Here is a 25,216-nt window from a genome sequence, read left to right on the forward strand (position 1 = left end):
GTATCTGCTACTCGTAGAGTACATGATGACGAAAGGGAGAATATAGTAGTGAGTGAAATACTAGAATTGATAATGAAAAATGAGTTAAAAAGCTATGATACTTTAAGACTTGTGGCCAGTGAAAATATACCGGATGTTGAAGAACGGCTTCCTTTTATGCTAGATTTGTTCTCCAGATATTCATTTAACAATACTGAAACTTGGAAATATCCAAGCTATTATCTAGATGAAATTGAAAATAACGTAGAATCTATGCTCAAGGACTATCTAGATTGTAAGTTTGTTAGTGTAAAACCGATTTCCGGTTTAAATGGCATGTTGTCAACAATCGCGGCTTTCAATGAACTTGGTGATCTAGTGCTATCTCTTGATCCAAAAGATGGAGGTCATCTTGAGACAAGCGGTATAATCAAAAAAATTGGCCTTGAATCAGAGTATCTACCTTTTGATAAAAAAAAATGGAAGATTGATGTAGAGAAATTGAAATCCTTCAAGGATTTAGAACGTGTCCAAATGGTATATATCGATTTGTGTATGGTAGCTTTTCCTCAACCAATAAGGGAACTGAAGGAAGTTTTACCGAAAAAAACGATCCTTGTATATGATGCTTCTCATGTATTCGGTCTAATTTTGGGGAATCAGTTTCAACAACCATTGTTAGAAGGAGCGGATATTATGTTGGCGAATACACATAAAACGTTCCCAGGCCCTCACAAAGCGGTTTTTGCAACTAATCGTAAATTATTGAAATGGCAGTTTGAACAGTCTAGTGGACACTTTGTTTCACATCACCATATGGCAGATGTTTCATGTCTTGGACTTGTCCTTGAAAAGGGAAAGGAATATTTCGAGATGTATGCATCTGAAACTGTCCGCAATGCCGGAAAACTAGCGGAAATTATGAATAAAAATGGTATACACGTGCAATTGGAGCATTTAAATTATACAGCATGTCACCAACTCTGGATCGAATGCGGTGATAAAAGTAGCGTTGATGAGGTTATCGATCTTTTAAGCGGGATTGACATAATAGTTAATGGTGCATTGATCCCTTCTCTTAACGGTGGATGGGGTATTCGAATTGGTGTTCAAGAGATAACTAAGCATCAAATTACGGATGAGGGTATAGAAATCGTAGGAGATATTCTAACTAGCGCAATAATAGAGAGAAAAATTTCAGATGAGTTAAAAATAAAGAAAGATCATCTTATGAAATTCTGTTTCGGAAAGATGATTGACAAGAATAAAGTTCAGAATATCATTCGTATTCTTACTGAGCGTTAAAGGAGGCATAGTATGGATATTAAACAGAATATTTATTTGGATGATTGGAATTGTGTATTCCGCAAGATTCCTGAAGAAATCACAAAGCGTTCTACAGATATACTGGCCAAAGGTATTAATTATAATGACTCATACGGTTACGAACTTTTAAAGCAGAACATTAAGGATGAATTACAGGATATCGGGGAATATGAGCTTTTGTGTTACATCAGCGGAAGCCAGGCAGTTGATCAAGCAGTTTTGATAAGTCAGCACCAGTATAAATGCACTAAATTATTTAAGATGAAAGAAGTTTATCATGGATTAGAAATTATGCATGTAGATAATGCAGACCGTTCATTTAAAGAACTTGAATTATGTTACTTTTCTATTGACGAAAAGGGAGAATTGATAGCAGATGGCCTGATGGAGGCATCTAACTGCATTATTTTGACAGAACCATTATATTTATTTGCCCAGTATGGCAGTCAGGCGTTTAACATCATGAAGAATATTCAACGAATTGCTGATCAAAACCATCATATACTAATTGTGGATGAGGTTCGGTCGGGAGTATGGAAATCGGGGACATTCTTGTTATCTGAACAATTTAATCATGTGACTCCGCATGTCATCTGTTTTTCAAAAGGGTTAGGATTAAGTATTTCAATATCAGCTGCATGTTTTAATAAGCAATTTTATAATAATACTCTACTGAAAAAAATGGACGTAATAAAATCAAATTTATCTTTAAGTGAATTGGCCATTCAGAGGGCAAATGATTTACTGGGATATAGCCGCAAAAATGAGATGTTCATTAATAATAAGACTGAGACAATCAACAGTTGGATAAAAAATGGTTACAGTTCCATTGATGCAAATGATGTGATAAAGCAGTTCCATACTTCAGGACTCATTCTTGTTTTGGTTTTTAATGAGAATTTATCAAAAATGAGAGTAAAAATGTTTCGGCAGATACTTCTTTCAAAGAAGATTATTGTTAGACATTGTGAAGATAGGTTACTTTATATCAATTTCCCTATAGATACAGAGGAAGCAGAAGTCATTATTACGTTTGATATTATGAAAGAGACTATCAAAGCGGTTAGTGGAGAGTAACAATTTGTAACCGCTTAATATAACTTTATAAAATATTTTTGTATATAGGATTTTAGGGGAGGATATAAAGAATGCTAGATCTATCAAAGACAACAATTTTATCTTTCGAAATCGGTGATGATTGTAATTTACAGAAATGCCATAAAGAATGTCCGATTAACGCTAGAACTTATCTCAAACAAGAAAAACATCTTACCGTTGAAAAAATAGTCGAAAGTATCAATCAGGCAAAAGATATGAATTTTAACGGTTTTGTAGCGTTCCATAACTACAATGAGCCATTGCTTCACAAAGATAAATTATTAGAAATAATTGAAAAAGCTCAACCTTGCAAGTATTTATTGTGGACAAACGGGTTACTGTTGAATAGAAATGTAGAAAAAAATGAATTTCTAAAAAAATTTGATTTTATCTGTATTACTTGTTATTTCAAGAAGGATATTTCGTTTTTTGAACAGATAAAGGAATTTCACGGAAATGTACACATTTTTGACTGGGAACTTGATGATCGTCTCGACGCCTACTCGAGAGATTATTTTAACGAAATAGGATGTAAAAGACCATTATTTGAATTACCCATTGATTATTACGGAAATGTACATCTATGCTGTTTTGATTGGAACAATACTTATGAAATTGGGAATATTAACGACACCTCTTTAACAGAAATTGTTAATTCAGATACTTACCAAAACATATTAGCAAGCACGAAAAAAAAGCTTTTAGACAGAACAACCTGCCCTGAAATTTGCAAAAACTGCAATCACCCTTGGATCTCTTATACCAAATATTACGATATTTATTATGGGCAGCGTCAAGAATTATGTGTAAATGAGAATAAACTGGTCTTGTAGAACTAGGGTTAGTCTTTGGTGGAGAACATATCTAGCAGTTCTGAACGAGCTTTATCAAAACCAATGTGACAACGGGTAGCAAAGCGTTGGTTATAGCTTTCAAACTGTGCAACCAAGAATTTTTCTAGTGCTTCTTCATGGGGGAATTGCTCCTTACGATTCGTGTATTTCTTAATCTGTTTGTTAAACGACTCGATTAAATTCGTCGAATAAATGCTTCTCCATATCGGCTTAGGAAAACTGTAAAACGTAAAGATATAGGGGTTTTCTCGTAGGGATTTAATGACCTTAGGATAAGCGGTTTTCCACTTGTCACAGAAGGCTTTTAGCGCTTCTTTACCAGCTTGTTCATCGTTCATCGTCGGATCGATAGACGGATTTGAAGTCCTCACAGACTTCTGCTCGATCTGAGACTCGAACTTTATGGGCAATATTACGAACTAAGTGAACACAGCATGTTTGGTACTTCGCATGCGGATAGATCTCCTGAATCGCATTCACAATGCCTGTGAGTCCATCGGAGATAAACAGAAGGATTTGTTCGGTACCACGCTCTTTCACGTCCTGGAGCAGTTCTTTCCAGATGTAAGCTGATTCGGTCGGTGCAACGGCGTACGTGAGTACTTCCTTGGTGCCATCCTCACGAATTCCTACGGCAATATAGACCGCTTCCTTAGATACGGTTTTACGCTTAACCGCGATATAGGTAGCATCGATATAGACGCACACATAGCGCTTCTCAAGTGGTCGTTTCATAAAAGCATCGACATGTTCGACCATTACTTTGGTCATGTTCGATACGGTTTGCGGCGTGTAGTGGTGACCATACATTTTCTCGATTAGGTCGGCAATCTCCGTCATCGTGACACCCTTTTGAAACATGTGAATAACGAAAGATTCTAGCGTGTCATTTGAGCGTTTATACGGTGCTACGGTCTGTTGCTTAAACTCTCCATTACGATCTCGAGGAATGTTTAACTGCAGGTCCCCATACTCGGTATGAAGCGTTCGACAGTAGCCACCGTTTCGAGAATTACCTGAATTTACGCCTATACGGTCATATTTTTCATAGTCTAGAAATGCAGTAAGCTCCGTCTCTAGCAGATGATTCATGGCAGCTTCTAAGTGATTACGAAAAACCTCCGTCACATCTTTTTTTGTGACTAGAGCTTGAACTAAATCTGTTGTAAAATGATTCATAGGGAAGACCTCTCTCTGTGAATTTTGTGTGGTAACTCAATTCTACAAGAAAAGGTCTTCCTTTTTCTATTTACACAAAATATTTTACGCTCTCTTATTATGAGAAACCATTCAGTAAGGTGTAATATACCATTTTAGTTTATTTTTTAAACAAACTTTCAAGAAAGGATACATATATGGATCAGAATATTGAACAATTGATGTTGCTGTCTGATGTGCAAAAAGGCTTACTATTTCGAACTCTTTCCGAAGAAACAAATGTGTATACGGAAATGTTGTGTCTTAAAATGGCAAAACACTTCGATGCATCACGTATAAGAGAATGTTGGGATATTGTCCTGAGAAAAAACAAAATGCTAAGAAGTGCAATAAAATGTGAGAACCTAAAGCAACCTGTTTTGATTGTATTCAAAACAAAAGAGCTTGAAATAAAGGAATATGACCAAGTTCAGTCGATTGAGGATTTGATAACAAAGGAAAGAGCTGCAGGCATTGATATTTCAAAGGAATCTTTTCGTGTTGTTTTATGTAAGGATCTGAATAATGAGCATTTCATGATATTAATTAGCCATCACATTTTTGTAGATGGGTGGAGTACTAGCCTAATCGTTTCTGATTTCTATAAGAGCTATTACGGAAAGGTCATCAATAAAGAAAGGGAGTATAAAGATTACTTGCAGTACCTAAAAAATAAAGATACTCAAATGTCCGAAGAGTTTTGGGACAAACAACTGTACAACTACAGTGGGGACATGTTTTTACCCTATCAGTCCACCGATCCAAGTCATAAAGTGATCGAAAAAAAGTTGGATGTGAACACGGAAAATAAAATAAAAAAATTTATTTATCAAAACTCTATCACACTTTCAACACTTTTTTATACGGCATGGTCCCTTTTTTTATCTCAGTATAATAAAGATAACATTGATTTTGGAGTAGCTAGTTCGGGAAGATTATGTGGTAACCAAAACTTTAATGATGTGATTGGCTTATTTATGACTGTATACCCTTTTCATATGAATAACCATAAAAAATACAGTATCTCTGAATGGATTAAGCGAGTTAAAGAAGTACATATAACTTCCCTAGAACATTCGGAGATGCCTTTTGCCAAAATCAAAGAAAAACAAGGTGGAAAGTTAAAAGAGTTTAATACGCTTCTTGTAGTAGAGAACTATCCGGTAGTTACAGAAATGGAGAAAGATATACAAGTATACCAAGTATCAGAGGACACACATTATGATTTAGTAATTCAGGTCCATGTATATGATAGTCTTTCCATAAAATACTTAACAAGCGGTCAGAACTCACTTAATCTTGAGCACATCTCAAATGAATTAGTAAAAATCATATCAAAATTGGTCTCTTCAGATATCAACGAAAAGATTGAAAACCTTTTTCCGTCAAAATATATTAATGTGATCAGCTATTCTCCATTCGAGCAGGCTTATTTAAGCGACTATATACAAGAATTTGGAAGAACCTTTCATATGAACTGTCAGATTACATATAAAGATATACATTTATTAGGGACCTCTATCGATGAAGAGAGGGGGAAAGTTATTAAAAACCTTTTTATAGGTTTAGAGTATATGGTACAACAACTCCATGATGTGGATATGGCAAGGCGTACGCTTTTACAATTTGCTGATCAACTTCAATCCAATATAGAAAAAAACCCGCATGAACCAATTATAATTAACAGTATGCAGGGATTGTATATATATATGCTCGATCCTGAAATAGAAGCGTTATGTAGCGAGTTTTATGATTTAATCTTTACTACAGTAAGTAGAGCTAGGAATGTCAAGTATATTGCTGCAAATCAAGCCATTGAAGTTACGCGCACTACAGAACTGTATGACCCTGTTTCTTTTCATGAAGCCAACATACCGTACAGTAGAGAACTATATAATGCTTTGGCTGCGGTATGTTTCAGAAATATACGAGCGTTATTTGGTGATGTTTTTAAAATTATTATATTAGATTGTGACAATACCCTTTGGAAAGGAATATGTGCAGAGGACGGATGGGAAAATGTGGAATTATCAGAAGACTTTGCACAATTCCAGCGTTTTTTGCTTCAAAAAAAATCTGAAGGTTTTTTGCTCGCGCTTTGCAGTAAAAATAACGAAGAAACTGTGTTAGAGCTATTTAAAAATCATCCGGACATGATATTAACATATTCGGATTTCATTGTAAAAAAAATAAACTGGCAAAGCAAGGCACAGAATATCAAAGAGATTTGTCAGTCACTGGATCTCAGTGAATCAAACGCTATATTTGTGGACGACAATATTACAGAATGTGCATCGGTAATCAATGAACTCCCACATGTACTGACACTCATGCTGCCCTGTGGAGAGGGCGGAATAATGAATTTTATGAGGAATATCTGGGCATTTGATAAATATCAGGTGACGGAAGAAGACAGAATGCGACACACGTTGTATGAAAACAAAAAAGACCGAGATGAGCTTTGGAACACAGTTACTGATGAAAAGAAGGTAATAGAAAAGCTAAGTCTTAATGTCTCGTTTTCTACATTGAACTCAGAAAATGTTGAACGTGTATCGCAACTTAGTTATCGCACCAATCAATTTAATATGAACGGTAATCGCCTCGATATTACAGATCTGTTTAACAGCGCAAAGCAGGAAGAATCATTTGTGATATATGCTAGCGATTGCTACGGTTATTATGGAATTGTCGGTTTTGTTTCTGTCTGTGAAGATAATGATCGCGCTGTGCTTACACATTTTTTTCTTAGCTGCAGGGCTTTAGGGCGCTACATTGAGCATAAAATTTTAAATGTCCTTTTGGATTATTTTAAGAACAAAGGTATTAACCGACTTGAACTCTTTTATAAAATTACTGATAGAAATAAATACTTTGGAGATTTTTTACAAAATACAGATTGGGAAATACTCGACAAAGAATCGGATATTCATTTTTCACGTCCAATCTCTAATAAAATGAAAACTGAATTTACAGACTTGATATCGTCAGATTGTATTGGTGGAGATGTCCAACCTATTTTTAAAAACAATAACGAACAGCTTCAGTTGAGGGAGACTCACCAAGGAGGCGATTTTTCTAGCCAGAGAATATGGATTTCAGATATCTATTTAAATGCGGTCAAAAGTTCCTTAACAGCCCAGTATCTTAAACCAATTATACTTGCGAATGAATTAATGACTGAGAATGGCTTTAAGACGACGGAAAGCGTGGATGCTTCGATCCTACAGAAACTTTCCAACATATGGAATGATGTCCTTGGGAACGAAGTTAGAGGGATATCAGAAGATTTTTTCAATAGTGGCGGAAGTTCTCTCAAAGCCATGGCTCTTGTTTCAAGAATAAACCAAGAATTACATGTGAAAATGAGTATTGTCGAAGTTATGAAATATCCTGTACTTAAGGATATGATGGTACTGGTCAAACAAAAGGCTCACACTGAAAACATGGTTATTTCCAAAACTTCACTCGGAAAATATGCCATTTCACCATTTGCTGAAAGGATTTATACCATGCACACCCTTGATGGCGGCATGCTGTTTAATATACCTTTCGCATTCAGAATTCAAGGTGACTTTCAGGTGGCACAATTGGAAAATTATATGCAAGAAATGGTGCGGAACCACAGGATTTTTAGAACTTCATACCAATTGATTGATGATATCCCAACGGCTGTTATTGCCGAATCTATCAATTTTCAGATTTCAATTATTCAATCTGATAAATCACCGGATGAACTCTGTTTAAATGAGTTACTCGAGCCATTTGATCTAAATCAAGCTCCGTTGTTTAGGGTAAAGGTAGTTCGAACGAATTTAAATAATGTAAATGTTGTTTTTGCAGAATTTCACCATCTTATTATGGATGGACAATCGTTTTCTATGTTTATAGAAGAGCTAAATGCATTCTATCAAGAAGTTCCAAGTCCAATCCATGAGGTTGATATAGACTATTTTGATTACGCTCATTGGTTTGAACAATTCAGTGAAAAGGGAATTGAGTCAAAACGGAAAGAATACTGGGAGGTAGAACTAAATGGAAGTAGCGGAAAACTAGACCTTCCATATGAAATTATCACCAACCGATACAGTAAGTATGCTGGGGACCAAATTCGTTTTACTATATCGGAGATGCTTTTCAGCCAAATTCGATTAGCTGCTATGGAGCATAAGGTAACACCATATACATTTATGCTGGCCGTGTACTTCTTGTTTCTCAGCAAATTAACTAACAGCACTGACCTAAACATTGGAACGCCTGTAAGTTTAAGAGATAATAAGCAGTCATTAAGAGTAATGGGAATGATGGTTAACACTATTGTTATAAGAGGTCGGATGGATATTAATGATACTTTTGGAGTCTTTCTACAAAAATTGAATAACAAGGTACTTAGTGGTGTGGATCATAAAGAATGCATGTACCACAGTGTCTTAAATACTCTACGACAGAATGATGAAGATATGGATACTCTTTTTGATACGATGTTCGTTTTCCATGATTATAATATTCCTGACCTGCATATTCCGGAATGTACCGTCGAATATGAACCTATCAATCAACGCTTTTCTCAAAGTAGCCTGATTTTTGAGGGTATCTGCATGGAACAAACGATAAGCTGCAACTTTACCTACGACAGCAATAGATTGAATAGGGAGAGTATCCTAAAATACAAAGATATGTTTTTGAAGGTACTTGTGGATATTCTCGAAAATCAAGACAAATCGTTGCAACAGTATCAGCTTATAAGCCCACATGAAATGCAAAGAATTAGAAGTTTTGAATTAACTGAATGTTGCAATCGACCTTTTACACCTCTTCATCGACTGTTTGAATTCCAAGCAGAAATTCGCCCTCTTGATACTTGCTTGCTTTATAATGAAACTTCTTTTAGTTATGAAAAGGTAAATTCAATGGCTAATGCACTAGCGATGAGTATTCTCTCAAGGATTGAGCCGCAAGATGTTGTGATGGTGATATGCGATAAGGCACCAGAAGTTGTCGTCTCTATGTTAGCGGTTATGAAAAGTGGAGGAATTTACCTGCCTGTTTTAAAGGATACGCCATTAAAGCGGATTCGAGAAATTGCTGAAACCTGCAAAGTCCGTCTTATCATATCGAATGAACCAGTATGGTGCGGTAATATACCGGTTATCGAACCTTCTCTAGACATTGGATTTATCGTCGGGAATCCAGATGTATGTATTAATGACGATGGGGCAGCATATATCATCTTCACCTCAGGCACGACGGGAAAGAGCAAAGGAGTGATCGTTCAGCACAGATCAATTACTAACGCTGTAATGAGCAGAGCAGAAGAGTTCCAATTTAATGAATTCGACATAGGGATACTACTAATGGGATATGCGTTCGATGGGTTTATGACAAGTTTCTTTTGCCCAATTTTATCCGGATCTTCACTTGTACTGTTAGATAATATTTTTGATGTAGATGCGATTGTTGATATGATCTTGAAACACAGTGTTACCCATTTCATCGCCACCCCCACTATGTATCAGGCAATGCTTGAAAATTCAAAGATGCTAAAGGCTGACACTCTCAGAACTGTTTCGCTTGCCGGTGAACAGATCCCGACGGCCTTGGTTGAGAGTAGTAGACAAAAGCTACCTATGACAGAAGTAGCTAATGAGTATGGGCCTTCCGAAAACAGTGTTCTGTCTACCTTAAAGAGAAATATAGCTTCTGATTGCATCACTATAGGGAAACCAATTAAGAATTGCCGCGTCAGGATTATCAATAATAAGGGCGAGTTATGTCCAATAGGGGTCTTTGGGGAGCTTTGTCTATCGGGTGCTGGTCTTGCTAATGGATATGTTAATGATAATTTATTAACCCAGGATAAATTTGTTCAGGGAATTAATGGGGATAATTTTCGCTGGTATAAATCAGGTGATTTGGCAAAATGGCTCGACAACGGTGAAATTGTATTGGGTGGACGGATAAATGAACAAACAAAAGTAAACGGCTATAGAGTTGATTTGCTTGAAATCCGGAATGCTATACTACGCATGCCGTTAGTCAAAGAGTGCTGTGTGCTGAATATAGATGATTCTTTCTTGAAGTGTTACTATACGGCAGATCGCATAATATCTAACTATGAATTTATGGAATGTTTAGGTGATTATCTACCGATGTACATGATCCCTCGTGTCTATGTAAGAGTAGCTAAAATTCCAATTAATCCAAACGGAAAGACAGACACTTCGAAGCTGGAAAATTATATTATCCAGAAAGAAACTATACAGCTTTCGGACGGGATATTGGCAGGTCAATTGCTTTCGTTGTTTAAAAGAGTGCTAAACAACGAAGAAGTTACGGAGAATGATAACTTTTTTGCCTATGGAGGGACATCACTGAAAGCGACATCTTTACAACGTTTTATTGATCAAACATTGCAGATTCCCATAAGTATCGTCGATATATTCACATATCCGACCGTAGCCTTGCTCAGCGAATGGATAACAAGCAAAAAAAATGCTGGCGGTCAAAAAGCCGTGTCTATTGAGAAGTCGGCAGCAAACACAGGAAAACTGTCATTTATGCAACAAAGAACGAAATTGTTAAGCGAATCCATCATAGATAATATCCGTTACCTGTCCGATGTTACTCATCTAGAATTTAGGTTTGTTTTTTATGCGGCGTTAATGTATGCAATTCATTCCTCTATGCTTTCCAGGGCGCAGATCTTCTATATTTATAATGAAGAAAGCACTGATATAAGCCTTGTTGAGTATGATTATGATGAGGATATGGAATTGGATGAATATTTTGCATTTGTTAGTTCCTCTATTCTGAAAAATCGAAACAAATCAGATGTTAATCTTAACGAATGGATAAACGGGAAGAGTGACCGTATTGTCATGACATTCGATCCTGTATATCTAGAGAGTGGAGAGGTGTGTACGTTACTTCTTTACACCAAAAAAATTGGAATCACACAACGACAATTAGTTGTTGAATACAATTCAACTGTTATAGACGATAATATAGCTCAGTCAGTTCTTGATTCCTTTACCGACTTTATTGAGACAGCTTGGTTTGAAATGTATAAGAGTAAGCCGGTGATGCAGGAGGGGATTTAAATATGAAATTATCAGAATTAAAAAAAACAACAAATCTGAAAAAAGATACTGATAATATCGGCACAAACCAAGGTATTTCTATTATTGGAATTGACTGCTCTATTGGAAATGCTCAATCCACACACGATTTTTGGAATCATCTAAAGAATAAAGTTGACTTCATTGGAGCAATTGATAGCCGCAGAGAAAAGATAACAAATGATATTTTATCACTAATGCAAGAAGACGGGAGTAACTCACATAAGCTTCAAATGTGCTATTTGAGGGATATCGACCAGTTTGATTATTCCTTCTTCGGTATAGCACCAAAAGAGGCCTCTATGATTGACCCGGCTCAAAAGCTTTTGCTGCAATCTGTTTACCGTTGCCTAGAAGATTCTAACGTTATAGTTGACAAGTATAGAGGAATGGATATTGGCGTATTTATAGGATATGACGATACCGATTTGGTCCGTTATAAAGACGTCATCTATAAATCAAACCCTGAAATGTACAATATGGCGATACCAGGAAATCATACAGCGATTATTTCTGGTAGGATTTCAGATTATTTTGATTTTAACGGGCCGACATATGTTGTGAACACGGCATGTTCGTCTTCCATGTCAGCACTACATCTCGCTAGTACAGCGTTAAAAAATGGGGAATGTAGCCTCGCCATTGTATGCTCAATAAATTTTACGCTTACTCCGGTGGAAAACAAGAACTTTATTTTAGGGATAGAGGCTTCCGACGGACGTACTAAGACTTTCAACGACAATTCTAATGGAACTGGAAAAGGCGAGGGGATTATCAGTTTATTACTCAAACCCTATAAGAAAGCTATTGAGGAGAGGGATGCGATCTACGCTGTCATCAAAGGTTCAGCTGTGGGCCATGACGGTAAATCTAGTAGCTTGACCTCTCCGAATGTTAATGCACAAGCAGACGTACTTCGTAAGGCGTGGGACAATGCACAGATTAATCCGCGAGAATTAACTTATATTGAAGCACATGGAACAGGAACCAAAATAGGTGACCCTATTGAGGTTGAAGCGATAAACCAAGCCGTTAGCTCCTATACTGATGAAAAAATGTTTTGCGCTATTGGTTCTGTCAAAAGCAATATAGGTCATCTTAATGGAGCTGCAGGTCTCGCAGGTATTCTAAAAACTGCTTTGTGCTTGTATCATAAAGAGCTTGTCCCAACACTACACTTCCATTTTCCGAACAGCAATATTGATTTCTTTAACACTCCACTGTATGTCTGCTGCGAAAATAAAAAGATTATTGAAGATGTAATGTATGCAGGTGTGAGTTCGTTTGGTTTAAGCGGAACAAACTGTCATGTTGTCATGAAAAACCATCATGAGCAGAGGCAAGAAAATATAATTATTAAAAACTCCTATGAGGTTTTGGCATTATCGGCAAAAACAGAAAATTCCCTGAGGAGCCTTGTGCGGGAATACAGTAAGTTTCTTGTGAATGCAAGTGAAGAGGATTTGTTTTCTATCTGTTACACCGCTAATACTTGTCGTCAGCATTATCCATTTAGGAAAATCTTTGTTGTTTCATCCATCAGGGAATTACGATGTCAAATGTTTGCTTACATTTATTCCTTGAAAACTCATAATGAAGACATATTTTTTTCTAACGTTAGTTATGACATTACACATATGGATCTGAAAGGCCTTCTTGTTAATAATAAGCTAATTGACTTGAACCGTATTTTGGCTTTATGCGATTTGTATATGGGAGGAGCAGAGATCAACTGGAATAGTTGTTATGCACCATATTCTTTCTCTACTGTACATATCCCGACATACCAATTTGAAAAAACTTCATGTTTTTGGAATAGTGAAACTTTATTGCCTTCATCTCGGCGCATCGGGGGGAGTTATTGTTATAAAGCCACCTGGGTTCCTGTTCAACAAGACTCACTTTCACACAGAGATTTAGCGGATACAGTGGTGATAATTTATTCATCTACAAATCTTTCATTAAGCCTAAGCCAAAGATTGATAAAAAAATTACGTTGCGATAACCGTAAAGTCATTACAGTCAAACTGGAAGAAAACATTTCAGGTAAGACTAGCATGGATTCTTTTATTTATTCATCGCAAGAGGAAAAATATACCGAGTTATTAGCCGAAATTGGTAGTAGTACAGATGTTTCGGTAATATTTTTGGCGACATTACAAGAGAAATTTGATTATTCACTTTATGAGAAGTACTTATCTAGTAATATTTATACGCTGAATGACATTTACCGAGCGTTCAACACATTAAAACAAAGACTTAGAGATTTTATATGTATAGGTGACTATGGTGATAATGTAACTGGAGACGAGGGTTATGTTAATCCATACAATGGGGCTTTATACGAATATATAAAAGGAATACAGGCTGAAAATATGTTGTTTCCTGAAACTTTCCGTAGCATCGATGTGTGTAATGATGTAACATTTGAACTTTTGTGTGAAGCAGTTGAAATAAAGGGAAGTGGGAAATATGCGCTGCGTAATGGGCGGATATTTATAGAGACTGTCGCTCGTAATAAGGAATTGGAAGAGGTACAGATGCTCCATGATGGCGACGTTTATGTAATTACTGGAGGGTTCAGCGAAAACGTCCTGCATCTGTGCAGAACGATTGCTGAGCGTGTCCAGGTTACCTTTTATCTGCTTAGTAGAAGTGTTGAGCAACATCTGGAAAAGAAGAATGTTAACTTAATCATTTCAAACATCAAAGAACTAGGCAGTACGGTTTTTTATAAAAACTGTAATGTTTCCTCTGCTAAAGAAGTTAATACGGTATTGAATACGATCCGCGGTGAAACCGGTCAGAATATTTCCGGAATCATTCATTGCGCCGGAGTAGAGTCGGTTGGAGTTCTCAGTAGAAAATCACGTTCTCAAATTCAAGCAGTGCTTGGTCCAAAAGTTATGGGGTGCGTGAATCTTCATCAAAGCACAAAGGCAGACAATCTTTCATTCTTTTTAATGTTTTCATCAATGTCCTCCTTTGTACCCACTCCCGGTCAAGCGGATTATGCATATGCGAACAAATTTATGGATATTTATAGCCAAATCATTGCGGGTGATGCGCGAAAAGTGCTGAGCATCAATTGGCCAGCTTTCAAAGATGCAGGTATGGCTGTTAGAAATATGGTGAATTTCGAAAGAATGGTCGTGCCTGCTTTATCATTTAAAGCTTTAGCTGACCTGTGTCTATTTGCTCTTGAACATGCGGAAGGACAAGTAATCGTTTCTAATTCAGTAATTAGTTTTGAACTGGATGAGAATAACCGTTTTAATGATTATGAAGTGACTTCTTCTAACGAGCTATCGGATTTCCCAGGGATGACAGCGCTTCAAAAAAGCATTGCCACAATCTGGAGCAAAGTATTAGGAATTCGTCAAATAGGCTTAGATGACGAATTCACTTCATTAGGTGGAAATTCAATTAGTGCTATTCAACTGGCTTTAGAAATAGAAAAAAAGTACAAAATAGTACTCGATGAAAATTTTCAATACTCCGTCATGAATATACGTCAGACAGCTGAGTTGATTGAACAAATGAGCGGGGAGAATAAAGTTGTTCTAAATGCTATTGAACCGTTCAATCAATTTCTTTTTATCAATTGTTTCTACTCTTCCTTGTTTTCCGTACTTTCATATTATAAAGTACCCGTCAGTAGTTTTATCTGTAAATATAAAGCCTATGCTGATTGGAATGACGGACGATTTGACATTAAATACAATGCTCCTAACGATTTTGAAGAGATTATGTCTTCACTAGGCCTGGCGGTCAATGTACAGAGAAAATTGCAGGACTGCTTTGAACCAACTATCACAAGTTTGCAAAATGGTCATCCAGTGATTTTGTCTGTTGATTGCTTTTATCTTCCTATCAGATCCGATATGTATCAGCGTATTCACTGTGAACATAGTCTACTTGTTATTGGTTATGAGAAAAGCAAGGAAATATTTTATGTACTGGAGCAAAAAAATGCCGAGAGCCTTTCCTATCAAAAGCAAGAAATTAAATTTGAAGATATGAAAGCAGCCTATAACGGTTATCAGAACAACTTCGGGACAAAATCTACTATTGAGTTTATGGAAGTATTTCCTCTTGAAGAAGATGAAATACGAAGTGTCGGTGCTGCTAAAACTGTTTTTGACGAAAGCTTTACAAGAACAAAAGAGATAATTGATTTGTCTTTACAATATATCAATTCAATTGATTCATTCGATATTTCTGAGAAAGAGCGAGACAGTAGATTTCTGCATATGCTTAACCAGTGTATTTCTTATATCCAAGCACAGTCCTATATTAATAACGAGTTGTACCAATCTGATGACTACGGTCTTCTCTTAGCCCAAATGAATGATTTATATCTCAGGTCCCGTGTGAAATTGGTTAAGAATAATCTTATTGGTGAAAGTGGAGAAAAAGTTCGCAGGAACATGCTTACTACAGGACTACCGAATAAGATACGGAGGTTGTCATGAATCGATTAACTTATTCACAAAAAGGAGTTTATAATGCCGAATGTCTCTATAACAATTCTCCGCTTTTTAATATCGGCGGATATATTCTTTTGTCTGATATGGTTGAATATCGCATTTTAGAAAAGGCAATCAACTATTTAGTCCAAGGACAGTCAGCTTTCAGGACAATGATAACCAAGACTGACTCTGGACCTTTTCAATATGTTGTCGATCCGGGATGCATAAACATTCCACATAAGGAATTTAACCCCAGTGAGTATTTCGATTATGTATCCGAGTTGTTTAAAAAGCCCTTCAACTTATATGAGTCCCCTCTGTTCTACTTTGAAATATGTGGAATTTCGGATGGAACTTCTATTCTAATTGTTAAATTACATCATATTATTTCTGACGGCTGGTCTATGGCAGTGATAGCACGTCAGATAAGTGAATATTATGATAAATGTTCTCAGGAATTACATCCAAGTATTAATGTTTTTGATTTCCAAAATGTTCTTAAACGGGAACAAGCATATATTGAATCAAGTCATTCTCTAAAAAGCTACGAATATTTACTTCAAAAGAGGGAGGAAATATCATCAATAGAAAAAGTATGCAAATCGTCAGTAAATACGAGAGGAGAACGGAAAACATTCATTCTCTCTAAGGAATTAATTGAATCCATGCATAAGTTCGCAAATGAAAATGGATACAGTATTAATCATTTATTTACAGCTGCCTTTTCCTTACTAATTCGATATTTTGACCAGAATGACAACGTGAATATTGGAGTACCGATTTACAATCGGCAAAATGCTAACGAGAAAAATACTGTGGGTATGTTTACCAACATGCTACTTCTCATTTTAAATATCTGTGACGAGATGACCATATCCGAATATCTGAAATTGGTAAAAAGCCAATTGAGGGCCGAAAGTAAACACGTTAAGTATCCTTACGAAAAATTCCAAGAGGATATAGGAAATGATTCCGGATACACATACGAATATTCGATAAACTTTTATAATATGGAGTTTGCCGAAATGTTTTGTGGAATTAAATCAACATATCACAACGTCTACTCCGGATGCCAGCAGTATAAGCTTCAGATGATCGTATACGGGTGGGAATCAGATAGCCGAATTAATGTTGCGTTTGATTATAGGCTGGATAGTTATGATGAGGCGATGATTAATGAAGTATTTTCAGTTTTAGAAAAAATATGTTTGTGCATTACAAGAAATGATGGGGAAATTGGAGATATAAACTATATCTCAGAAAAAGAAAAACACAAATTGATAAAGGTTTATGATCATACAGAGAAAATTCATAAAAATGGGATATTTTCCATGTTTATGAACAATGTAACTTCTAATCCTTCCACTATTGCGATTATAGATCAAGAAACCACATATACTTATCAGCAGCTTTATGAACTAATTATGAAATATGCCGCCGGTTTAAACGAGTTACAGGTCCGGCAGGGTGATATAGTCGTGCTAAATGCGTCGCACTCTGTTGAACTAGTAGCTACAATCTATGCAATAACGTATATAGGCGCGGTATTTGTACCACTTGACAAAGAATGGCCTGATGAACGAAAAAGTTACATCATTAATGAAGTGACTCCTAAATTAATTCTTACCGATGTGGAATTGAAAATATCAAATTACACAGTTGTGGATCTTTATGGAGAATTTAGTTGCGGAAATTGTACCAGCCTACCGAAGTTCTCTGATAAACAACGGAAAACTTTGTATATGATTTACACTTCGGGAACTACAGGGTCACCAAAGGGTGTAGTCGTCTCAAACACAGCAGTACTTAATTATCTCTTGTGGGCCGGACATGCATATTCTGTATCAAACATGGATACTTTTCCTTTGTATTCTACTTTGGCTTTTGACTTTACACTGACCTCACTATTTCTACCACTTTGTTTCGGGGCTGCTATAAAAATATATCAGGAAAGTAAACTATTATCGCACCCTATCTTTAGTATTGTTCAAGATAATATTGCCACTATCGTTAAAGTGACACCATCACATCTTAATTTGTTGAATAGCAGATCCTATTCAAACAGCAGTATTAGGGCGTTTATTGTAGGAGGCGAGAAACTTCTAGGAGAAACGGTGGAAAAATCTATTGGCTGCTTTAATCATCAAATACAATATTTTAACGAATATGGTCCTACAGAAGCTACAATCGGTTGTATGTACTATTCATATGATGGTATTACAGCGGATGGGGCAGTCCCGATAGGTAAACCAATTGATAATGTAAGTATTTATATCCTGGATAGGAAATGTAGAGCAGTCGGGAAGTATGTTACAGGAGAAATATATATATCAGGCAGATGTCTAGCCGAGGGTTACTATAACAATTTTACACAAACAGAAGAAAAATTTTTACCTGATCCTTTTTCTCCGGGTCAAATGATGTATAAAACAGGTGATATTGCAAAATATATGTCTGATAATACGATGGTATATCTTGGACGCATGGATAGTCAGGTGAAAATAAGAGGATACAGGGTCGAACTTGCTGAAATTTCCACAATTACTATGAGAAATGAAGCGATAATTGATTGTGTTGTCGATGTTGAAGAAGAGAATGGATCTATTATTCTAGTTTTATATACGGTTTGGAAAAATGGATATACTTACTCGGAATATAGTCTACGGGACTATCTCTCAAAATATCTTGCGAGTTATCTGACTCCAAGTGAAATTTATCAAGTAGATGAGTTACCTTTGACGACGAATGGTAAATTAGACTATCGGCGGTTGTGGGAAATACGGATAGAAAGGAATTACCAGAGCAAGCTAAATAAAGATTATTTTGAAGATTTATCACCAGACGAAGCAGTTCTACTAAAAGTAGTTTCTCAAGTGCTTAACACTACAGATTTATCTGTTTACGACAATTTTACCAGGCTTGGGGGAGACTCGATTAAAGCAATTATTACTGTTCAAAATCTGCAGAACTACCACTACACTGTCCAAGTGAATGACATACTTACTAGTACAGATTTGCGCGAATTGGCTGGAAAAATGCAGAAAGAGCAGTCCAAAATAAGGGGGAAGGATGCTTATTATGGACAGGTTCGACTATCTTCTGTTATTCGTAGATTTGTTGAGACGCAGAGTCTTATGAATAATACCAGCAGTCATTCGATAGTGATCGAACTAAACAACCAAATAAGTGTGGAGAAACTTCAAGATGTTTTTAATCGGATGCTAGCTATGCACCCAACCTTGACTATGAATCTCAGTGAGGACAAACAACATTTATACTACAACCCAAAACATCGTATGAATGAAATCTCCATTCTTAACCATGGCGGTTTATGCAACGAGGATAGGGAGTTTAACTTATACAATGATCTTCTGATACGTGTAGACAGGTTGAGTTTACAAACCTTCAGAATAATTATTCATCACCTTGTCATTGATTACGTTTCATGGAATATCCTTTTGCAAGATTTGCAGTACTTACTGAACTATGTAGATAAACTTGATCAAGCGATAGTTCTACCAGAAGCTGCAAGTTATGCAGATTACATTCTTCAGGAAAATGAGGAGTGTCAAGGGAAATTGTTCTCTAAATTATGTAATCAGAGTAGTAAAGAAAAATATATGTATTCCATTGAACAAAAAGGTTTGCGTGATAAATTGACACATTCCAGTGAAAACCATCATATATCGGTTGAGTCTCTCCTATACACTTTGTTTGCTAAACAATGTATGGAATCTTATGGGCTCGAGCGTATTTCGATTGAATTGGAAGGGCATGGTAGAGAACATGTTGGGGAAGGCTTGGAGCATGTTGTTGGATGGATGACACATTTTAACTATGTAAGCTTTACAAATAATATTGCCATTAACTTTCACGAGTCTTTACCTCCAGCTTTGGAATATTATGAGGATCTAAATCAAGTAGTTCGATTCAATTATCTCGGACAAATGAGGTCTCAGTACGATGCTTTTAAAATAAAGCAGCTTAAAGAGGAACTGCAAAGCTTTAAATATGATGATTTACTTGATTATTTTATGGAAGTGGACATGTTCTTCGAAAGTGATGACCAACTGTCAATTTGGATCACGACCAACACAGCAAAGTATAAAGAACCCTTGAACTTTATAAACGAGTATATGGAGGGCCTGAAATACTTACTTGACAACTCCTCCCAGGATATTAAAACAAATATTACGTATATTGATGAAGATATTGAGTTAGAGGATTTGGAGACCCTACTAGGGAAAAACATATGATGCATCAGCGAGAAAGGAAATTGTGAAAAGAATGTGTGTAATACAAGGTGAATTAGAATGTTCAATATTATGATTTTTTCATTTCCGTATTATGGACACACGAAGTGTTTGCTACATATTGCGGAATATCTTGTAAAACAGAGCCACAACGTTTTCTTTGACATCAGTGATGAATATAAAGTACAGGATTTTGTTGGTCTCCAATTTCTTGACTGCAGATTTACCTCTTTTAAACAAGCAAGTAAGAAAGTGGAATTAGAGGATTTGTACGCAATTTATTATTTTGCTGATGGAATTTTGACCTGTAACAATGAATACCTTGACCACATCGAGGATTATCGAAAATTGCAATTGGATCTAATTATATATGATTCTTTTGCTTTTTGGGGAAAACAAATAGCTCTTCAACTTGATATTCCTTATATATCCTCAGTCACTACACAGCCATTGCTGAAAGAATCTTTCCTTAAAGACAGTAACACTATTTTTGAAGGATATACTTCTGATAAGAGTGAGATTCAACAGTTAAACTTAAACACACTTCGCATGTGTGAAAAGGCAATACGGAAAAAATACAGTTTGGATTCCAGTTTTACACTTGTAGATCTACTCTGTTCTAAAGGAATGCGCAATATCGTTTATATTAATAGGGAATTCTGTAGCTATGAAGAAAATTTAGATGAATCCTACCATTTTATAGGCCCATTAATTAAGAAGGTAGGTGGAGCCTTGGAGAAGAAACAAGTGAATCAGAAAATAATTTACATCTCGTTTGGCACCATTATGGTTAAAAAGGAATTATTGTCTATATGTATAGATGCTTTAAAAGATAGGGATTTTCAAATTTATGTAAGCGCAGGGTCTGCCGCCGAATTATTAAGTGAAAAATATAAACAATTTGGGCATATACATGTTGCCGAAACTGTATGTCAGTTGGATATTTTAGAAAAAGCCGACCTCTTTATTACTCATGCTGGTCAAAACAGTATTATGGAATCTCTTTACTTTTCTGTGCCAATGCTGATGATCCCTCTTGCAAATGACGCATTTATTAATGCTCGGTGGGTTGAAAAAGAAAAATTGGGTTTTTTCTTAAAAGAGCGGGAGGCAAGCATAAAAACCGTTGGAGAAGCTGTGACTTCCCTTTACAGCAATGAAGTGATATTGAATCGAGTGCAAGCTGTCTCAATGAAAATGAAGGCAGCAATGCCGTACAATACTATCCATAAGTTGGTAGAAGAACTGTTGCATAAAAAAAAGTCTGAAAGTACTAAGGAGAGTGTATGAGTATGGTGTTTGATTTGTCTTTACTTCAATTATTATCGTTTGAAATTGGTACGGATTGCAACTTGAAATCGGCACATGATAACTGCCCTATTAACTATATCAAACGTCCAAAGAATAAACCGACGCTTACCGTTGAAAAAATATGTGAGGCGGTACATCATGCCAACGATTTAAAATTTGATGGATATGTAGCGTTTCACCATTATAATGAGCCGTTAATGTACATCAAACAAATCTCGCAAGTAATACAAAAATTGCCAAACAATCGTTTTCTGCTTTGGAGTAATGGACTTTTGATACCTCATATTGAAAGATTGGGGTATTCACTTGATATGTTCGATAAGATCATTTTGACATGCTATGACGAAAAGAATCGCGACCTTCTGAATAGAGTGAAAGACAGGCACCGAGATGTTGTAATCAATTCAGCCAAAATGGATGAACGTGTTGAGATATACGAAAGTAAATATGAGAATTTAGTTGCATGTAAAAAAGTTTTTTTAGAAATACCAATTGACCATTATGGAGAAGTGGCGTTGTGTACCCATGATTGGAAAAATACATACCGCTTAGGTAATATCATCGAGACATCACTATATGATGTAATAAGTAGCGAAAGATATCAAAATATGTTGGCTATGGCTAAAAAAATCAAATTGCAACCTGGAGCACCAGATATTTGCAGAAATTGCCAATTCTCTTATTTGACTTATAATCCTAAAGCAGAAGAGTAGAAGAAACAGAGGTGAAGATATGAATGTAGCGTATTGTTTTGATGGACAGGGAAAACAAAGTGAAAATATGTTTAAGGAACTAGTCAATTTATACCCTAGAGCGAATAAATGGTTAGCACGTGCAAATGAGGTTGTCGGTTACGATTTGAAAAACATACTTAGCAGTAAGGAGCATATAAATAGTTTTCGATATATGCCAATTGTTGTGTTTGTACTTAATCATCTCATCTATCAATATTATCAGGAATATTTAGAGTTTAAACCTTCTTATTTATTCGGTCATAGTTTAGGACATTATAATGCGTTAGTAAGTGCTGAAATTCTTTCTTTTGAGCAGGCTCTTTCATTGGTGGCGTTTCGTACTCAATTAGTTCAAAAAGCTGTTGAAGGTCATTCCTGTGGTATGTTACATGTGAAGTGTCCTTATTCCAACCTCAGCAGCCTTGAGGCACTATGTGAGACTTTAAGCGGTAGCAATCGGTATGTGGGAGTTTCCATTATAAACTCCCAAGAGGATATTATCATTTCATATGATAACTATACCCGTGAAGAGATATGCTCCTATCTTAAAGATTATAAAGCTGTTCCTATTGCTGTAGCAGCGCCTTATCATTCTCCAGCTTTAAATCCAGTATGTTCGGAATTCTACAGCTATGTTGATCGAGTTACATTCTTACCATCAAAAGTACCAATTATCTCAAATGTTACCGCACTGCCATTAGGACAGGAGAATATGAAGTATGATCTAGTTAGGCATTTGACAGAAAAGATTGATATGCGTAGATGTATGAATTATCCCTATAGTCAAGGTGTTAGGATGTATTTTCAGTTCAGCTCTACAAGGGTGCTTCCAGAACAGCTAAGCAAAAACTGTCCTAATTCAAGGTGTTACCAGATAATTAACTCTGATGACTTCGAAAAGTTTCGCAGTTACAATATAGAGTCATTGCAGCACAGAAGGCTGCTTCTATGTAAAGAAATGCTAGGCAGAACGGTGACGATGGCTGAAATCCCCACATTCGGAACTGAATTAAGCAATGAATTGCAGTTTTATATAAAGGAATTTCAGAACCTCCATGATGACAGTTTGATAGATATGCAAAAACTAAAACAAGTCACGTCCCTTTTCCAAATGGCGTTGTCCCATTTGAAAGGGAACACAGATAGTGTTATTAAAGAAATTTATCATAAATTTGGAATTCCTTTCCATAATTAGATGTAAGACATGCGAAAATCATTCAATCAAATCGTTAATATATGTTGGAAAGGTTAGGTGTAAGTGTGAGAAAGAATGAAAATAGATACAAATCAGCCCTACAGTTTTTGTGGAAGGTCATAAAACCTCATCAAAAATGGTTTATATTAGCGGCAGGTATCACATTGATTACAGTTGGATCAGGTCTTATGCTAGCAAAAACAACTCAGCTGTTAATAGATTATACAAGCTCAGGAAATAAGTGGATGATCCTGATTTCACTTCTAAAGTTTATTCTATTAATTATCGCCAATCTTGTGCTCTCATATATAAGCGGAATATGTGTATCAAGACTTGCGGCATTCGCTGGGAAAGATTTAAAGCAACACGCTTCTCATTTGTTACTTAACGCTGAGTATGGCGAGATGATCCAGTTAGAAACAGGTGATACGTTAAAAACTGTAAATTCAGACATTGGAACGGTTTGTTCCTTTATAGGTGGAGACCTTATCAGTATATTTTCGCAGTTTTCAATGGCTATAGGCGCTTTTATATACCTGCTTTTTATTAACCCGATACTGGCTCTGGTCACATTCATATACACGCCTATTGGAATATTCTTTACGCTATCATTAAATAAAAAAATGAATAAATTGTATCCTATTTGTGCCGATAGCGAAGGTCGAGCTTTATCCGTAGCAGAACAAATATTGTCCTCTATCCCAATAGTCAAGTCATTTTCCGCAGAAAAACTTATAAAAGAAAAGGTTAGACACGAATATGAAAAAGTCTATCAAGCGGATGTAAAGGTATCCATTTGGAATTCACTTATGCAAACAGCATGCTCTTCCACATCAATGATACCTAGGATTACATATTTGTTCTTCGCCGGATATATGGTGGTTGAAGGCAATCTCTCTATTGGTACCTTCATATCTGTTTTTGATCTATTGACCTTTATCATTGGCCCAACCGTATATTTTCCATTTCTTTTAAATGGATTGAATTACAGTATCGCCTCGATTAATCGAATAGTGAAAATGGAAAAGTTACACCAACAAAAGCCTGTAAAACAGATTTCGGATTACACTAATACCTTGCCTAGTGTAAGGCTTAATAATGTATCTTTTTCATACATGGACAATGCGCCTATCATTTCTAACATATCATTTGAGCATACAGGTCCAGGAATTGTAGCGGTTTGTGGTAAATCAGGAAGTGGTAAAACAACGCTATTGGATCTGCTTTCAGGATTATATGAGCCACAAACAGGAGAAATAGTTGTCAGTGGTGCAATTTCGGTCGTTTCACAGGATAGCTATTTATTTGCAGATACACTTTTAAACAATGTACGCCTCTCTAATCCTTTAGCATCGGACAAGGAAGTAGAAAATGCTATGAAGTTAGCAGGAGCAGATGTTTTTGTGTCTGAGCTATCGGCTGGTTTTGACACACTAGTAGGTGACGGAAATGCAGACTTTTCGGGCGGCCAAAAACAAAGAATTTCACTTGCACGGACAATTTTGTCAGATAGTAAGATCTGGTTATTGGATGAGCCTACAAGTGCACTTGATATTGAAACCGAATCAGTTATCCTTGAAACGATCAAAAAAGTGTCAAAAGATAAGTTGATTATCATAGCTGCCCACCGCCAGACGCTGATTGATATTGCTGAAAGGAAGATCGAATTATGAGGAACT

10 protein-coding genes and 1 pseudogene are annotated in these 25,216 nt (G+C 36.2%); 10 read left to right on the top strand and 1 reads right to left on the bottom strand.

Annotation, left to right across the window (positions count from 1 at the left end; genetic code table 11):
• The first annotated feature begins 48 nt into the window (after window positions 1-48).
• The 3 genes from UB51_RS00325 (at window position 49) to UB51_RS00335 (ending at window position 3,236) form a co-directional block, all read left to right on the top strand.
• On the top strand, window positions 49-1,284 hold the full coding sequence (locus UB51_RS00325; protein WP_044875574.1) for a PLP-dependent aminotransferase family protein: 1,236 nt from the start codon (window positions 49-51) through the stop codon (window positions 1,282-1,284).
• Between the two features lie 12 nt (window positions 1,285-1,296).
• Window positions 1,297-2,382: an aminotransferase class III-fold pyridoxal phosphate-dependent enzyme gene (locus UB51_RS00330; RefSeq protein ID WP_044875575.1), complete on the top strand. Its 1,086-nt coding sequence runs from the start codon at window positions 1,297-1,299 to the stop codon at window positions 2,380-2,382.
• Window positions 2,383-2,453: 71 nt separating this feature from the next.
• On the top strand, window positions 2,454-3,236 hold the full coding sequence (locus UB51_RS00335) for a radical SAM/SPASM domain-containing protein (RefSeq protein WP_044875576.1): 783 nt from the start codon (window positions 2,454-2,456) through the stop codon (window positions 3,234-3,236).
• A gap of 8 nt (window positions 3,237-3,244) precedes the next feature.
• Here the strand turns inward: UB51_RS00335 and UB51_RS00340 are convergent.
• Window positions 3,245-4,436: pseudogene (locus tag UB51_RS00340) on the bottom strand (IS256 family transposase).
• Window positions 4,437-4,612: 176 nt separating this feature from the next.
• Here UB51_RS00340 and UB51_RS00345 point away from each other — a divergent pair.
• The 7 genes from UB51_RS00345 to UB51_RS00375 all read left to right on the top strand — a co-directional run bounded on the left by UB51_RS00345 (window position 4,613) and on the right by UB51_RS00375 (window position 25,210).
• Window positions 4,613-11,554 carry an HAD-IIIC family phosphatase gene (locus UB51_RS00345; protein WP_044875577.1) on the top strand — a complete coding sequence of 2,314 codons (6,942 nt, stop codon included), beginning with the start codon at window positions 4,613-4,615 and terminating at the stop codon, window positions 11,552-11,554.
• A 2-nt stretch (window positions 11,555-11,556) separates the two neighbouring features.
• Window positions 11,557-16,047, top strand: a complete 4,491-nt coding sequence (locus UB51_RS26115) for a beta-ketoacyl synthase N-terminal-like domain-containing protein (protein WP_052675710.1) — start codon at window positions 11,557-11,559, stop codon at window positions 16,045-16,047.
• On the top strand, window positions 16,044-20,300 hold the full coding sequence (locus UB51_RS00355) for a non-ribosomal peptide synthetase (protein ID WP_044875578.1): 4,257 nt from the start codon (window positions 16,044-16,046) through the stop codon (window positions 20,298-20,300). The genes UB51_RS26115 and UB51_RS00355 overlap by 4 nt, the downstream gene beginning before the upstream one ends.
• Window positions 20,301-20,357: 57 nt before the next feature.
• Window positions 20,358-21,587, top strand: coding sequence for a glycosyltransferase (locus tag UB51_RS00360; protein WP_044875579.1), 1,230 nt, complete (start codon window positions 20,358-20,360; stop codon window positions 21,585-21,587).
• The gene (locus tag UB51_RS00365) at window positions 21,584-22,321 is read left to right on the top strand and encodes a radical SAM/SPASM domain-containing protein (protein ID WP_082062950.1); all 738 of its coding nucleotides are present in this window, start codon (window positions 21,584-21,586) and stop codon (window positions 22,319-22,321) included. The genes UB51_RS00360 and UB51_RS00365 overlap by 4 nt, the downstream gene beginning before the upstream one ends.
• Before the next feature lie 19 nt (window positions 22,322-22,340).
• On the top strand, window positions 22,341-23,537 hold the full coding sequence (locus tag UB51_RS00370; protein WP_044875581.1) for an ACP S-malonyltransferase: 1,197 nt from the start codon (window positions 22,341-22,343) through the stop codon (window positions 23,535-23,537).
• Window positions 23,538-23,602: 65 nt separating this feature from the next.
• Window positions 23,603-25,210, top strand: a complete 1,608-nt coding sequence (locus UB51_RS00375; RefSeq protein WP_044875582.1) for an ABC transporter ATP-binding protein — start codon at window positions 23,603-23,605, stop codon at window positions 25,208-25,210.
• The last annotated feature ends 6 nt before the right edge of the window (window positions 25,211-25,216 follow it).

Origin of the sequence: Paenibacillus sp. IHBB 10380, assembly GCF_000949425.1 — a bacterium.
Lineage (GTDB): Bacteria > Bacillota > Bacilli > Paenibacillales > Paenibacillaceae > Paenibacillus_AQ.